The organism is Brevibacterium antiquum, from assembly GCF_016107655.1.
GTDB classification, from domain to species: Bacteria; Actinomycetota; Actinomycetes; order Actinomycetales; family Brevibacteriaceae; genus Brevibacterium; species Brevibacterium antiquum.
Genome location: NZ_JABASX010000005.1, coordinates 22,273 through 37,623, shown reverse-complemented (window position 1 = coordinate 37,623; position 15,351 = coordinate 22,273). Strand labels below are relative to the sequence as shown.

The 15,351-nt window shown below is 64.2% G+C and carries 9 protein-coding genes; 4 read left to right on the top strand and 5 right to left on the bottom strand.

Annotation, left to right across the window (positions count from 1 at the left end; translation table 11 throughout):
• Positions 1 to 44: 44 nt before the first annotated feature.
• Positions 45 to 1,919 (bottom strand): glutamine--fructose-6-phosphate transaminase (isomerizing), encoded by a 1,875-nt coding sequence (gene glmS / locus JFC13_RS09520; protein ID WP_198396856.1) that lies wholly within the window; start codon positions 1,917 to 1,919, stop codon positions 45 to 47.
• Positions 1,920 to 2,062: 143 nt separating this feature from the next.
• Here glmS and coaA point away from each other — a divergent pair, with 143 nt between their 5' ends.
• Positions 2,063 to 3,100 (top strand): type I pantothenate kinase, encoded by a 1,038-nt coding sequence (coaA, locus tag JFC13_RS09515; protein ID WP_198396855.1) that lies wholly within the window; start codon positions 2,063 to 2,065, stop codon positions 3,098 to 3,100.
• Between the two features lie 126 nt (positions 3,101 to 3,226).
• Entirely contained in the window at positions 3,227 to 5,089 is a 1,863-nt protein-coding gene (locus JFC13_RS09510) for an ABC transporter ATP-binding protein (RefSeq protein ID WP_198396854.1), read from the top strand.
• Between the two features lie 11 nt (positions 5,090 to 5,100).
• Here the strand turns inward: JFC13_RS09510 and glmM are convergent, their stop codons facing one another.
• From glmM to rplM, 3 genes are all read right to left on the bottom strand, one after another.
• Positions 5,101 to 6,453: a phosphoglucosamine mutase gene (gene glmM, locus JFC13_RS09505; protein WP_198396853.1), complete on the bottom strand. Its 1,353-nt coding sequence runs from the start codon at positions 6,451 to 6,453 to the stop codon at positions 5,101 to 5,103.
• Between the two features lie 251 nt (positions 6,454 to 6,704).
• On the bottom strand, positions 6,705 to 7,220 hold the full coding sequence (gene rpsI / locus JFC13_RS09500; protein WP_235346413.1) for a 30S ribosomal protein S9: 516 nt from the start codon (positions 7,218 to 7,220) through the stop codon (positions 6,705 to 6,707).
• A 35-nt stretch (positions 7,221 to 7,255) separates the two neighbouring features.
• Entirely contained in the window at positions 7,256 to 7,699 is a 444-nt protein-coding gene (gene rplM / locus JFC13_RS09495) for a 50S ribosomal protein L13 (protein WP_009883872.1), read from the bottom strand.
• Positions 7,700 to 7,964: 265 nt separating this feature from the next.
• Between rplM and JFC13_RS09490 the strand changes: the two genes are divergently transcribed.
• Together JFC13_RS09490 and JFC13_RS09485 are read left to right on the top strand one after the other, a co-directional pair.
• Positions 7,965 to 10,481: a hypothetical protein gene (locus tag JFC13_RS09490; RefSeq protein ID WP_198396852.1), complete on the top strand. Its 2,517-nt coding sequence runs from the start codon at positions 7,965 to 7,967 to the stop codon at positions 10,479 to 10,481.
• Positions 10,478 to 12,616, top strand: a complete 2,139-nt coding sequence (locus JFC13_RS09485; protein ID WP_198396851.1) for a hypothetical protein — start codon at positions 10,478 to 10,480, stop codon at positions 12,614 to 12,616. The genes JFC13_RS09490 and JFC13_RS09485 overlap by 4 nt, the downstream gene beginning before the upstream one ends.
• Before the next feature lies 1 nt (position 12,617).
• On the opposite strand, the gene JFC13_RS09480 is transcribed toward JFC13_RS09485, so the two are convergent.
• A complete protein-coding gene (locus JFC13_RS09480; RefSeq protein ID WP_198396850.1) occupies positions 12,618 to 15,272 on the bottom strand; it encodes a bifunctional metallophosphatase/5'-nucleotidase in 2,655 nt (884 codons plus the stop codon).
• Between the last annotated feature and the right edge of the window lie 79 nt (positions 15,273 to 15,351).

Here is a 15,351-nt window from a genome sequence, read left to right as displayed (position 1 = left end):
GCACGCCTCCCACTGGGACGCGCGCTCGGCTTGTCGTGGCCTGCTTACTCCACGGTCACGGACTTGGCCAGGTTGCGTGGCTGATCCACGTCCAGGCCCTTGGCCGTGGCCAGTTCCATCGCGAAGATCTGCAGCGGAACCGTTGTCAGCAGCGGCGCCATGAGCGTCGTCGTCTGGGGAACGTAGATGACCTCGGAGGCGAACTCGCGGACCTCTTCATCCCCTTCCTCGGCGATGACGACGGTGTTCGCGCCGCGGGCCCGGACTTCCTGGATGTTCGAGATGACCTTGGCGTGCAGCGAATCGCGGCCGCGCTTGGACGGCACGACGATGATGACCAGCTGGCCGTCGTCGATGAGCGCGATCGGACCGTGCTTGAGCTCACCGGCGGCGAAGCCCTCGGCGTGGATGTAGGCGAGCTCCTTGAGCTTGAGCGCACCCTCCATGGCCACGGGGAAGCCCACATGGCGACCCAGGAACAGCACAGAGCCGACGTCCTGGTTGCGACGGGCGAGCTCGAGCACCTGCTGCTTGCCGTTGTCGAGGACGCTCTGAACCTTCTCCGGGATGGTCTGCAGCTCTTCGAGGATGGTGGTGATCTCGTCGCGGAACTTGTTGCCCCGCAGCTGTGCCAGGTAGAGGCCCAGCAGATAGCAGGCCACAACCTGGGACAGGAAGGCCTTCGTCGAGGCGACCGCGATCTCCGGACCGGCGTGCGTGTACAGCGCGGCGTCGGATTCGCGGGGAATGGTCGAGCCGAAGGTGTTGCAGATGGCGATGACCTTCGCGCCCTGCTGACGTGCGTGTCGCACGGCCATGGTCGTGTCCATGGTCTCTCCCGACTGGGAGATCGCCACGACAAGGGTCTTCTCGGTCACAACAGGGTCACGGTAGCGGAACTCGTGGGCGAGCTCGACCTCGACGGGCACACGGCACCAGTGTTCGATGGCGTACTTGGCGACCTGGCCGGCGTAGGCCGCGGTGCCGCAGGCGATGACGACGATCTTGTCGATGGTCTTGAGCACCGTCTCGTCGATGTGCATCTCGTCGAGGGTGAGCTTGCCGTCGATGTCGAGACGGCCCAGCAGGGTGTCCGCGACGGCCTGTGGCTGGTCGTGGATCTCCTTGTCCATGAACGAGGGGAATCCGCCCTTCTCCGCAGCAGCGGCGTCCCAGTCGACCTCGTACTGCACACCGTCGACCTCGTTGCCGTCGTTGTCCGTGATGACCACTGAGTCCGGGGTGATGGTCACGACCTGGTCCTGACCGATCTCGACCGCGGTGCGGGTGTAGTCGATGAAGGCGGCGACGTCGGAGCCGAGGAAGTTCTCTCCCTCGCCCAGGCCGATGACCAGGGGCGAGTTGCGGCGTGCGGCGACGACCTGTCCGGGAGCGTCGGCGTGGACGGCCAGCAGCGTGAAGGCGCCTTCGAGCTGGGTGGCGGTCACGCGCATGGCCTTCGTCAGGTCGCCGGTGTCCTGGAAGTTCTTGGCCAACTGAGCGGCCGCAACCTCGGTGTCGGTCTCTGACTGGAATTCCACACCTTCGGCGGTGAGATCGCGCTTGAGCTGAGCGAAGTTCTCGATGATGCCGTTGTGGATCAGCGCCAGCTTTCCACCGTCGGCCACATGCGGGTGGGCGTTGAGGTCGGTCGGTCCACCGTGGGTGGCCCACCTGGTGTGTCCGATGCCGGTCTGGGCCTTCGGCAGGGGGTTGACCTCGAGCTCGTCGGTCAGCGCCGAGAGCTTGCCCGCCTTCTTCGCGGTCTCCAGGTCACCGGCAGGAGTGACGAGGGCGACTCCCGCAGAGTCATAGCCCCGGTATTCGAGCCGTTTCAGGCCGCTGAGCACCACATCGAGCGCCGAGTGATCAGCATTGTCAACGTCTGCTTTGGATACATAACCAACGATTCCACACATGAGTGGAATTTTACGCAGTCGAGTCAAGAAACGTGGAATCGACCTACCCGACCACCACCTCGGCGATCACGAAGATCACGTTCGGAATCTCACGGACCACCTCGGCGTTCAGCTAGGACATGACGCATGACACAATTGTGCCCATGTCTCATGTCGATCCCATCCTTGACCGCGCGCGACGCCTGGCCGGCCTCAATACAGGACGCAAGCCCGAGGTCGAACCGACGTCCCCGTTCTGGGAGTTCGACCGCGAGGTCTGGGGCACCCTGGCCCAAGCCACTCCCCTGCCGCTGAAGCAGCGCGACATCGAACGTCTGCGCGGTCTGGGCGACCGGATCAACCTCGACGAGGTGGCTCAGGTGTACCTGCCCCTGTCGCGGCTGCTCAACCTCTACGTCTCCGCCCGCCGCGCCAAGCACGACATGACACGGGAGTTCTTCTCCCCATTGCACGAGATCGGGCTCGAACCGCAGGAGGCCAAGCGCACCCCCTTCGTCATCGGCGTAGCCGGGTCCGTCGCCGTCGGCAAGTCGACGACCGCTCGTGTCCTGCGCGAACTCCTGGCCCGCTGGCCCGATACCCCTCGCGTCGAGCTCATCACCACCGACGGCTTCCTCTACTCGAACGCCGAACTCGATCGCCGACGGCTCACAGGGCGCAAGGGCTTCCCCGAGTCCTACGACCGGCGCAAACTGCTGCGGTTCATCTCCGCCGTGAAGTCCGGCTCCCCCGAGGTGCGTGCCCCCGTGTACTCGCACCACACCTACGACATCGTCCCCGGCGCCGAGGTGGTTGTCCGCTCCCCCGATGTCCTCATCGTCGAAGGCCTCAACGTCCTCCAGCCCGCCCGGCCCCGCAGCGACGGGACCCTGGGTCTGTCGATCAGCGACTACTTCGACTTCTCCGTCTACGTCGATGCCCGTTCCCGCGACATCCGACAGTGGTACATCTCCCGGTTCCTCAAGCTCAAACACGGTGCCTTCCAGGACACGGACTCCTACTTCCACCGCTATTCGAAACTCGACGACGACGAGGCGATCACCCTGGCCACGGAGATCTGGGATTCGATCAACTTCCCCAATCTGCGTGAGAACGTCCAGCCCAGCCGGGGTCGTGCCGACCTCGTGCTGCACAAATCGGATGACCACACGATCCGCAAGGTCCAGCTGCGCAAGCTCTGAATGGTCGGCTGCTTCACGGTGGAACTTCGCCCTGAGCTGATTGAGAAATAGATCTGCAGGTCCGGTGGTTGAAGTCTGTGAACGTTCGGACCTGCCCGGGAAGGGCCGGGTGAGGGAGGCGACGAGATGAGTATGCAGTCAGCGCACAGGGTGATGTACACCTCGGTGTCGAGTAAGAGAACTCCGCAGACCTCGATCAAGCCGGGCACCTACCGTCGCATCGCCTCGTTCGCGACCAGGCACAAGAAGAAGCTCATCGTCTTCCTCACGCTGTCCGTCGGCACGGCCGTCATCGGCGTCCTCAACCCCGTCCTCGCCGGTGACGTCGTCAATGCGATCACCAGTGGCGGACCCGTCGAGACCGTCATCTGGCTGGCCGTGGCGATCGGGGGTCTGGCGATCGCGGACGCCGCGATCTCGATCTTCAACAGGTACCTCTCTTCGCAGATCGGCGAGGGTCTCATCTTCGATCTGCGCACCGCGGTCTACGATCATGTGCAGAAGATGCCGATCGCGTTCTTCAATCGCACCCGCACCGGTGCCCTGGTCTCACGTCTGAACACCGATGTCATCGGAGCCCAGCGTGCTTTCTCCAACACGCTGTCGGGCATCGTGTCGAATTTCGTCTCCCTGGTGCTGACCGTCGGCGTGATGGTCACCATCTCCTGGCAGGTCACCGTCATGTCGATCCTCCTGCTGCCGCTCTTCATCATCCCCACCAAGCTGCTCAGCGGAAAGCTTGCCTCTCTGCAGTTCCAGGCCGCAGACAACTCTGCGAGCATGTCGACGCGGATGACCGAACGGTTCTCCGCGGGAGGTGCGACCCTGGTCAAGCTCTTCGGCAACCCCAAGACCGAAAACGAGGAGTTCTCCGACCGTGCCGCTCAGGTCCGCGACATCGGCGTCAAGGTGGCCATGCTGCAGTCGACGTTCGTGTCCTCGCTGACGCTCGTCTCCGCCCTCGCTTTGGCCCTCGTCTACGGCATCGGCGGTGCCCAGGCGGTGGTGGGCAACCTCAACGCCGGCCAGGTCGTCACCCTCGCACTGCTCCTGACCCGGCTCTACACGCCGCTGACTATGCTGGCCAACGCTCGACTGGACATCATGAGCGCCGTCGTCAGCTTCCAGCGCGTTTTCGAGATCCTCGATCTCGTCCCCCTCATCAAGGAGCCCAAGGCACCGAAGTCGCTGCCCTCCGGTGGTCTTGATGTGACATTCTCCAACGTCGACTTCGCCTACCCCAGCGCCGAACAGGTCAGCCTCGCCAGCCTCGAGGATGTCTCAGTGCTCGACACCAGAGGCGGCGACGAGGTCCTCCACGCCCTGAACTTCACGATCCCAGCTGGGCACACCGTCGCCCTGGTCGGCTCCTCGGGCGCCGGGAAATCGACGATCGCCTCGCTGCTGCCCCGTCTCTACGACGTCACCTCCGGGTCGATCACGATCGGTGGGGTCGACGTGCGCGAGCTCTCTGCCCAGACGCTGCGCAGCACCGTCGGCGTGGTCACTCAGGACGGGCATGTGTTCCACGAATCCATCCGGGCGAACCTGTCCTTGGCGAAGCCGGAGGCCACGGATGCTGAGCTGTATGAGGCCATCGACGGCGCGCAGCTCCACGACGTCATCGCCTCGCTGCCCGATGGCTTGGACACGATCGTCGGTGAGCGCGGCTACAGACTCTCCGGTGGTGAGCGTCAGCGTCTGACGATCGCTCGGATGCTGTTGGCCGCCCCAGAGGTCGTCGTCCTCGATGAGGCGACCTCTGCCCTGGACTCGACGAATGAGGCGGCAGTCCAGCAGGCGCTGTCTCGTGCCATGAGCGGCCGCACCGCCATGGTCATCGCGCACAGGCTCTCCACGATCCGCCAGGCCGACACCATCCTCGTCGTCGAGGCCGGTCGCATCGTCGAGTCGGGTTCTCATAACGAGCTGCTGGCCCAGGGCGGTCGCTACGCGGAGCTCTACGCCACCCAGTTCGCCGCGAGCTGAGCTCAGATTTCCTACAGCCCCAGGTTGTCCTTGACGTTGGCGGCCAGACGTTCGGCCTGAGCCTGGGCGATGTCTTCGGTCTCTGCTTCGACCATGACGCGGATCAGTGCCTCGGTGCCCGAGGCCCGCAGCAGCACACGACCCGAACCTTCGAGTTCGGCCTCGACGGCGTTGACTTCGGCCGTGACCTTCGGGTGGTCCACACCGTGCTTGTCGACGCCCTTGACGTTGACGAGTGCTTGGGGAAGCTGCGGGATCTCGGCGGCCAGATCGGCCAGCGTCCGCTTCGAATCGGCCATGCGCTTCATCAGGTGCAGAGCCGTCTGCACGCCGTCGCCGGTCGTGCCGTGGTCGAGCATGAGCACGTGCCCGGACTGCTCCCCTCCGAGGACGTAGCCGTCTGCCAGCATGCGTTCGAGGACGTAGCGGTCACCGACGGCGGTCTGGACGGTCTCAATCGAGTACTTGTCCATCGCGTGTCTGAGGCCGATGTTCGACATCACGGTCGTCACGAGCGTGTTGCCCTTCAGCTCGCCGAGCTCCTTGAGGCCGATCGCCAGAATGCCCATGAGCTGGTCACCGTTGATGACACGACCCAGTGAGTCCACGGCCAGGCATCGGTCGGCGTCGCCGTCGAAGGCCACACCCAGATCGGACTGGGTTTCGACGACGAGACGCTGGAGCGGTTCGAGGTGAGTGGAGCCGACCCCGTCGTTGATGTTGAAGCCATCGGGTTCGGCGGCGGAGACGATGACTTCGGCACCGGCCTGGCGCAGGGCAGCGGGTCCGACGATGGACGCGGCACCGTGAGCGCAGTCGACGACGACCTTGAGCCCGGAGAGGGGACGTGTGCCCTCGGCGTCGAGGGACCGCACGAGCTTCTCCGTGTATTCGTCGGCAGCGGCGGGGTAACGGGAAATGCGACCAACCTCGGCGCCGGTGGGACGGACCCAATCCTCGTCGAGGATTGCAAGGATCGAGTCCTCGACGGAGTCATCGAGCTTCGTCCCGCCTGCTGCGAAGAACTTGATGCCGTTGTCCGGCATCGGATTGTGGGAGGCGGAGATGACGACGCCGAAGGCGGCACCGGTGTCCGCTACGACGCTGGCGATGCCGGGGGTGGGCAGCATTCCTGCGTCGAGCACGTCGACTCCGGCGGAGGCGATGCCCGCGGAGATCGCGGCGGAGAGGAACTCACCGGAGACTCGAGTGTCGCGGCCGACGACGGCGAAGGGGCGCTTGCCCTCCGGCCAACCGCGGGTCAGAACCCGCGAGCCTGCAACGGAGAGTTGGAGTGCCAGCCGGGCGGAGATGTCGCGGTTGGCAAGTCCACGGACACCGTCGGTGCCGAAGAGTCGTGTCATGGAAAGTCCTTTCCTCAATTTCTCGTCGATATTAGTCCATGGCGCCGCCGAGGCGGTGGTGCCGGACCGTACGACCCGCGAAATCGGTATGAGATGAAGCTGCCTGTGTCCAGGCGAGGGGGGGCGAAAAGCATGTGAATGCACGAAATGCGGCCCCGAATCCGGTTCGGGGCCGCATTGCGGTGTTCTTCGAGCTGAACTGTCGGAGGCTGCGCTTCAGCGGCAGACCAGGCGCAGTCCTGACAGCAGAATCAGCGCTTCGAGAACTGAGGTGCCTTACGTGCCTTCTTGAGACCGGCCTTCTTGCGCTCGGGGACGCGTGCGTCGCGGCGCAGGTAGCCTGCCTTCTTCAGCTCAGCACGGTTCGACTCTTCGTCGATCTGGTTGAGCGAACGGGCGATGCCCAGACGAACGGCTCCGGCCTGGCCGGAAGGTCCGCCGCCGCCGATGCGCACGATGACGTCGAAACGTCCTTCGAGGTCGAGTAGGCGGAAGGGCTCGTTGACGAGCTGCTGGTGCAGCTTGTTCGGGAAGTACTCTTCGAGAGTGCGTCCGTTGATGGTCCATTCACCGGATCCGGGGATCAGGCGGACGCGAGCAATTGCCTGCTTGCGACGTCCGACTGCGCTGCCGGGAGCGGTCAGGGACTGTCCGCGTCCACCAGCGGTCTGCTCGCCCAGGCCAGCTGACTCAGGGGTCTCAGACGTGTATTCGGTGACGGTTGGTTCTTCGACAGATTCTGTCGCAGTAGTGGTTTCTTCAGCCACGGTTCTCCTCGGTATGTCTAGAGCTGGGGCGCGCTTTACTGCGCGACCTGGCTGAGTTCGTACGGCTGCGGATTCTGAGCGGCGTGTGGGTGCTCTCCACCCTGGTACACCTTCAGCTTCTGCATCTGGGCACGTCCGAGACGAGTCTTCGGAACCATACCGCCGACAGCCTTTTCGACTGCGCGCTCGGGATTGGTGGCGAGAAGCTCGGCGTAGTTGACGCTCTTCAGACCGCCCGGGTAACCCGAGTGGTGGTAAGCGCGCTTCTGATCGAGCTTCGCACCGGTCAATGCGACCTTGTCTGCATTGATGATGATGACGAAGTCACCGGTGTCGATATGAGGAGCAAAGGTGGTCTTGTGCTTGCCGCGCAACAGGCGTGCAACCTGGGCAGCAAGACGACCGAGCACCTGGTCAGTGGCGTCAATGACGTGCCACTGGCGCTCAATATCGCCGGGCTTGGGTGTGAACGTACGCAAAAGTAGCCTTCTTTTCGTATCTCTTGGTGTAGTGCTGATGACTCATCCGGTCGTGAGTCTGATGAGTCAAGGCACTCGTTGTCTTGAATCGGGTCTGTCCATCGAAGTCGTCCCCTCACCTACGGGCCTGCAACGCATGAGGCTATGTAAGGGAGCACGACGGACACACACAACGACAATCAAATATACATGCATTCTCTCCCGCGGAGCAAACGCTCAGGCCAGTGCCAGAGCGGGTGGAAAGCTGAGCCGATACTATTGAGCTGTGCCGCCTCCATCCCTCGTGCCCACGCGCCTTCCCACATTCAGACTCCTGGTGCTGGGATCAGTTCTCGGGCTCTTGATCCTCGTCCTCGGACCGGCACTCACACCGGCCGCCGCTGCCCAGGAGTCAGCGGCCACCGAATCACCCTCCGCATCGGCTGCGAGCACCGCAGCATCGTCAGCCACCGCAGCATCGGGAAACACCGAAACATCGGGTGAGGATTCGGCAGGCTCACAGGGGCCTGCCGGCAAGACCATCGTCTACGGCATACCCGGTCTGACCATCAACGATATCGATCCTGTGCGCACGCCCAACCTCTATAAGCTCCTCTCCGAGGGGTCGGCTGCCAACCTCAATGTGCGCACCATCGGCTCGGCTACCTGCCCCGGCTCCGGCTGGCTGTCCATGGGCGCCGGCGCCCGCGCCCAGGCGGGCCCACCCACCGATCCGGAGCAGGAAGGCAACAGGGCCACCTGTCCCCCTCTGAGTGCCCCGTCGACCAGCGACGGTGTCGTGAAGAAGGCACTGGATGATGCGGATGACGCCTCGAAATCAGGCGCCGAGGCACAGAGATCGAGTGATGAAGATCTCGCCGACAGTTCCGCTGAGGGCACGGCCACCGCGACGATCGAGGACTTCGAGTCCATCAAGGAGCCGAACGTCGACTCCGGCTACTCGGTGGACTACGGGATGCTCGCCCGCCTCGTCCGAGAGCAGGGGACATCAGGAGGCGACTCAGAGCTGAAATCCTGCGTCGCCGCCGAGGGCCCGGGAGCGGCCTACGCCGTGGCCGACGAGAACGGCATCGTGGCCAACTACACCGATGACGCCGCGGCCACGGACTGCCGGCTCGACCTCGTCGATCTGGGCTCGATCGGCTCTTCGGCCTGGCTCTACGATCCGATCCCCGAATACTCCTACACCGTCCCCGTGTTCTTCGATCGCGAGGAACGCGTCGCCGAGGCCGACGAACGTCTGGGCGCCAAGCTGGAGGAGGCCCGCGATTCAGCGACACCGGGAAGTGAAGAGCCCACGATCATGGTCGCCGGCCTCGGCGACAGCTCGAGTCTGCCGCAGCTGCGTGCATTCATCGCCTCCGGTCCCGGCTACGAACCAGGCAGCCTGTCCTCGGCCAGTACCCGCACCCCCGGCCTCCTGCAGCTCACGGACATCGCCCCGGGAATCCTCGACCAGTTCGGCGTCTCCTCCCCCAGCGGCATCTCCTTCGACAACACACCCACCGATGACGACCCGCAGGAACGCATCGACGACCTCGTGTCCGAGTCCCAGAAGGCGACGTCGATCTACCAGCACCTGTCGACGTTCTCCCTGCTCCTCGACATCACCTTCTATCTTCTGTTCATCCTGTGCGGGCTCCTCCTGAGCCGGAATCTCCTCGGTCGCCGAGGCGGTGCGACGATCGCCCCGACCGTGCACAGATTCCTCGCCTGGACCTCGCTCGCGGTGGCGACCCTGCCGATGAGCGCATTCCTGGCCGGCCTGTTCCCGTGGGCCAGACTCCCGCACCCCGGGTTCGGCCTCAGTGTTTCGATCGCAGTCTCGGCCGCGCTGCTCTTCGGTGCCTCGCTGCTTCCCCCGTGGGGTCGGACCTGGCGCGGACGTGTGGCCGCACTCTCGCTGCTGAGCTTCCTCGTCCTCTCCGCAGACCTCATCACCGGTTCGCATCTGCAGGGGAACTCGCTGCTGGGCTACAACCCGATCGTCGGCGGCCGCTACTACGGCCTGGGCAATCAGGGTGCGGCGATCTTCATCGTCAGCCTCTTCATCTTCCTGGGTCTTGCGATCTCCTGGCTGCGGACCAAGGGGCATCGCCGGATGGTGGTCATCCTTCCCCTCGTCCTCGGACTGTTTGCGGTGTTCGTGTCCGGAAATCCGTCCTGGGGAGCGAAGTTCGGCGGCACGATCGCCACCTTGGCCGGCCTTCTCGTGCTGCTGGCTCTCGTCAGTCGCATCCGCCTCTCCATCTTCCGCCTCATACTCATCGGGCTGGCCTCCTTGGCCGTGCTGCTGGGCATCGCGTTCCTCGACTGGCTGCGTGAGCCGGGGGCCAGGTCGCACTTCGGGAATTTCTTCGACCAGATCGTCACCGGTGAGGCGCTGCAGGTGGTCGGGCGGAAGCTCGGCGCCAATCTCCACATCATGCAGATCAACCCGGCGTTGGCGATCGTGACTCCCCTCGCGGTCATCGCCATCCTGTTCTTCCTCCGTTATCTGCTCCACTTCCCCAGCATCGCTGCCACCAGTCGCGCCGGTCGTCTGGCGAACAAGTGGCGGGGACGCCTGCCGCAGGTCTTCTGGGACCAGGACGTCCACTTCGGCTTCCTCGCCGCAGTCACAGGCATGGCCGTGGGACTGGTGCTCACGGACTCCGGCATCGCCGTGCCCTCGACGGGTGCCATGGTGCTCCTGCCCTACCTGCTGGCGCTGAGCGCCGAATACGCGACAGAGGAAGTCGCAGTGAAGTCTCTCGCCGGTAAGAAGGCGGATCGAGCATGAGAACATCCTCGCTGTCCGTGCGCATGCTGCTCGGACTCTTCGTCATCGCCCTGCTCGTCCTCGGGATGCCGCAGGTCTCTCAAGCCGCGCCGACTCGGGGCATCGATGGACAGAGCACATCGGAAGCGGAAGCCGCCTCGGCGGGCAAGGGTCCCATCTTCATCGGCGTCTCCGGGTTCAGCTTCGAGGACCTCGATCCACGCACCACTCCGAATCTGTGGAGGATGATGCAGACCGCGCAGATCGGCACCATCACTCCCCGCAGCGTACGGGCGACCAGCTGCCCCGTCGACGGTTGGCTCGGCGTGGGTTCGGGACGGCGGGCCGCCGACGAACCCCGTGAACAGTGCCGCGAACCGGCTCCGCCGCTCGACGGCTGGGTCTCCGACTGGGACGTCTATGCCCAGGTCGCCAGAAGCGACAACTACGACGCCGGTCTCGGCGATCTGGCGGAGTCGGTGCCCGACATCGCTGCCTTCGGTCCCGGTGCCGCGATCGCGGCGGCCGACCACAGGGGCAATGTCGACAACTGGTCACCGATCGGCGACGACTTGGCCCAGAAGGCGAATCGGGCTTCACAGAACGGTGAGCTCACACTCGTCGACCTCGGCGACACCACCTCGGACGGGTACTCCCTCAAGGCACTTGACACACATGTTGGAGAGATTCTGGCAGCCGCTGGCTGGGTCGACGGTGACGACCCCGAACGTCTGAGAGTGGGCACCTCGCCGATCATCTTCTCGTCGATCGCCGACGGTTCGGGCAAGAGCTCGTCGATGCAGTCGACCATGATGCTGCGTCCTGGCGGGACTGCCGGACTGCTGAGCTCTTCGTCGACTCGCCAACCGGGCCTCATCCAGGTGCCCGATATCGCCCCGACGCTCGTCGAACTCAGCGACGGGCAGGCCATGCGAAACGCGGCCGGCGCCCCGATGGCCAACCAGAGCGCAGACAGCAGCTGGGAGTCGCGCTTCCAGGCCGTTCTCGACCGTCAGGTGGCGGTGAAGACCCAGAACGAGCTGTCCACCTGGTTCTTCCCCGTCGTCGCCTCCCTCATGGTCGGCCTGCTGATCCTGGCCTGGTTCCTGCGCAAGAACCATCGCGCCCTCGTCCATTCCGGGGCCTACCGGCTGGGCATCGTCTTCGCAGCCATGCCGGTGTCGACCTATCTGGTCAACACCGTGCCCTGGGAGAGAGCGACCAACCCTGATATTGCGATGCTGGGAGCCTTGGCCGGCTGGTCACTGATACTCGGGGCCATCGCGCTGCTGGGTCCGTGGCGTGGGTACAAACTCGGGCCGGTGCTCTTCGTCAGCGTCGTCACGGTCCTCGTCCTCGCCTACGACGTCACCACCGGTTCTCAGCTCCAGATGTCGACGCTTCTGGGCGAACCGCTGCTCATCGCATCGAGGTTCTACGGCATCGGAAATTCCGCTCTCGCGCTCTACTGCTGTGCTCTGCTGCTGGCCGTGGCCGGCTTCGCATCGCTGACGACGAGACCGATCATGCGCATCATCATCGTCACCGTGCCGATCCTCGTCTCGAGCGTCATCCTGGCCGCCCCGGGACTGGGCACGAAGTTCGGGTCCGTCCCGACGCTGATCATCGGCGTCGCCTACCTCGTCCTCGCGGCCGCGGGAATCCGATTCTCGCTCAAACGCATGGGACTGACCGTGGGCATCGCAGGCTTCGTCATGCTGACGGTCCTGTTCATCGACTGGCTGCGTCCCGCCGATCAGCGCACTCACTTCGGCCGCTTCTTCGACTCCATCATCAGCGGCGAGGCCCTGAGCGTGCTGGCCCGCAAGATCGGCATGAATATCGACATCCTGACCCAGTCGTGGATGACGCTGGTCCTGCCGCTCATCATCATCGGCGTGTTCTGGCTGGCACTGGAACCGCAGCGCTTCTCGCTGCAGGGAATGACCGACGCCTACAATCGGATCCCACTGCTGCGAGCGGGCATGATCAGCTTGGCCATCCTGCTGGGCGTCGGCACGATCATCAACGACTCGGGAATCGTCGTCCCTGCCGTGGGCATCCTCTTCCTCGTCCCCGTCCTCGTCCACCTCGAAACCTTCGAGACGAAGCAGACGGCAGACAGCGACGGTCAGACGGAACAATCCCGCATCTGATTCACACGGTGGTCTTGCGCCGACGCACCATGGTCACGGCCATGCTGCCCGCAACGATGAGTGCGAGTGCCGCAGCCACGAGGTTCAAGGCTTCGAAGCCGGTGCGAGGCAGGTCCCTGCCGTCCTTCGAACCGTCGGCTTCGACTCCACTGCCATCCGCATTCGCCGAGGTGGCTCCGGAGACGTCCGCGTTCGCGCCGTCGGCATTCGCATCCGATCCCGATGCGTCGTCACCACCGGCACCACCGTCGGCGCTGGCGTTGGAGTTGGAGTTGGCATCCGATCCTGCAACGTCAGAGGTGCCATCGACACCGCTATCATCGCCGGCCGCAGCATTCGCCTCATCGCCGATCTGTGCCGTGGCCTCGAATTCGTGGCTGACCGGCAGCGGGTTGTCATCCCACCACTCGCCCTCGCCGGCCTTCAGACCGACCTCGACGGTGACCTCACCGGAGGCATCATCGGGTGCGGTGACATTGATGGCGACGTCGCTGGCACCGGCTGGGATCGATTCCAAGGTCATCGTCTTCGCCGCAGCGTCGACCTTCACCTCGGGAGCCTTCGCCGTCTCCGACTTCGCTGCCTTCTGGGCTCCGTCCGATTGAGAACCAGCTTGAGGATCAGCGGCGCTGACGGTGTATCCCTCGGGCAGGTCAACGGTCACATCGACCGGTCCTGGAACTTCCGCCTCGGCGGTGGTGTTGAGAACGAAGTCCTTGCTCTCACCGGGCTCGAGGCCACTGTCAGGGGCAGCGAGATCGACCGTGAGGTCACCGTTGTCGATGACGTCCTTCGTCAGATCGGCCTGGCGTTCGTCATTGTCCGGCGAGACCTTCTCGTTCTCGTCAGTAGTCTTCTCGAAGTAGTCGACCCAGGTCTCGAAGTCAGTGAGTCCGGAGAGTTCGAAGTCACCATTGGCAAAGGAGGAGAAGTTGTCTCCCCCGGCGGCGAGGAAGCTCAGCGTCGCAACCCTGTACTCCTTGTCCGGGTCGAGCTTCTTGCCATCGACCTCGACCGACTTCACGTGCTCGCCCTCGGCCGCATCGGAGTCGTAGACGACTTCGAGCTCCTCGGAGATGCCGAGGTGGAGGAACGGCCGCGAGGCATCTGGTGGCTGCCACTGCTCTTCGAACAGCCCGATGACGTCGGAGCCCTGCATCGTCACGACACCATGGTCATTGGCAAAGGGCAGGACCGAGCTGAGTTCAGCGGCCGTGACTTCGCATTTGTCCTCGGTGTTGTGGATGTCATCGCATCTGAGGTCCGTGCGCAGTCCGCCCGGGTTCGTGATGCCGAAGTCGGCCTCGTCGAGCTGTGTGCCTTCGACTCCGTCCTTGAGGGCGTCAGCGACGAGGTTGCCCAGGGTGCTCTCCGCACCGCGGTCCTCTTCGCCGCCTTTCGTAGCGCGTGTGATGTCCTCGCTGATCTCACCTGCAACGACAGAGCCCGGGACCTTCGCCTTCTCATCGGCATCCGCGATGATCTTCGCGACTTCATCGACAACGGGCGAATCGTAGCTCTTCTTCTCCGTTTTGATGAGATCGGAGTTCTCGGTCGTCCAGTTTCCCTCGACATCTGCTTCGAGCTGGACCTGGCCGACGTATTCGCCGTAGCTGCCGGCCTCGACCACGGGGCGAGTCCGGTCGGGTTCGCCGGGCACAGGGGCCTCGAACGAGTACGGCAGGTGGGTGTGGCCGGTGAAGAGCACGTCGACGGACGCATCTGCTTGCGTCACGAGCTTGTCGAATTCGGCGTTCGATGCTTGCGCATCTCCCAGGCTCTCGGTGCTCGAGGCGCCGAGGTGGGCCTCGACAACCGTCATATCCGGCTGTTCGTCATCGGGCAGAGCCTCGATCTCACCGGCGACACGGTTGACGGCGTCGGTGGGGTCACCGAAATCGAGGCCGGCGATGCCGGCGGGTGAGACCAAGGACTTGGTGTCCTTGGTGACGACGCCGATGACGGCGACCTTCACACCGCCCACATCGATCGTCGTATAGCCGTCGAGCCCGTCGACGACGTCGGTGGTGCCCTTGTCGTAGACGTTGGCGGCAAGGTAGGGAAAGTCCGATTCGGAGGAGACTCTGCCGGTCAGATCGTCGATGCCCTGGTCGAACTCGTGGTTGCCGACGGCCGAAGCCTGGGTGCCGACGGCATTGAGTACGTCCAGTGTCGGGCTGTCCTGCTGAGAGGAGGAGACGTAGGTGGAGGCTCCGATGTTGTCACCGGCGGAGAGGAGCCCGGTTCCGGCTGTGCCTTCCTGCGCCGCATACTTCGCACGCTCTTCCTCGACGACCGAGGCGAGCTGCGTGCCGGCCTCGGCGATGCGTCCGTGGAAGTCGGTGATGTTGAGCAGCTGGACTTTAGTGCCCTCGGCTGCCGCCTGAGCAGAGGCGTCCTTGTCCGCAGTCTTGTCTGCGGTCTTGTCCGCAGTGTCGTCGGCACCGGTTACGGCGTCGGCAGCGGACGAGGCTGCATCGGATGAGTCATCTGGTGACGAGTTGTCTGAGGATGGGTCAGGAAGGCTGGCCGCGGCGGGTGCTTCCCTGACGGAATCACCTCCGCGGGACGAGGCAACAGCAGGAGCGGCGCCTGGCAGCGTCAACATCGACACTGCCGCTCCTGTTGCCAACATCTTCATCACAAGTTGCGACATGTGTTCAAGTTCCTTTGGTCATTTCATCCACTGCACAACCACTGTGCCTCGCGAGGATCAAGCAGACTCATCCTGCAGT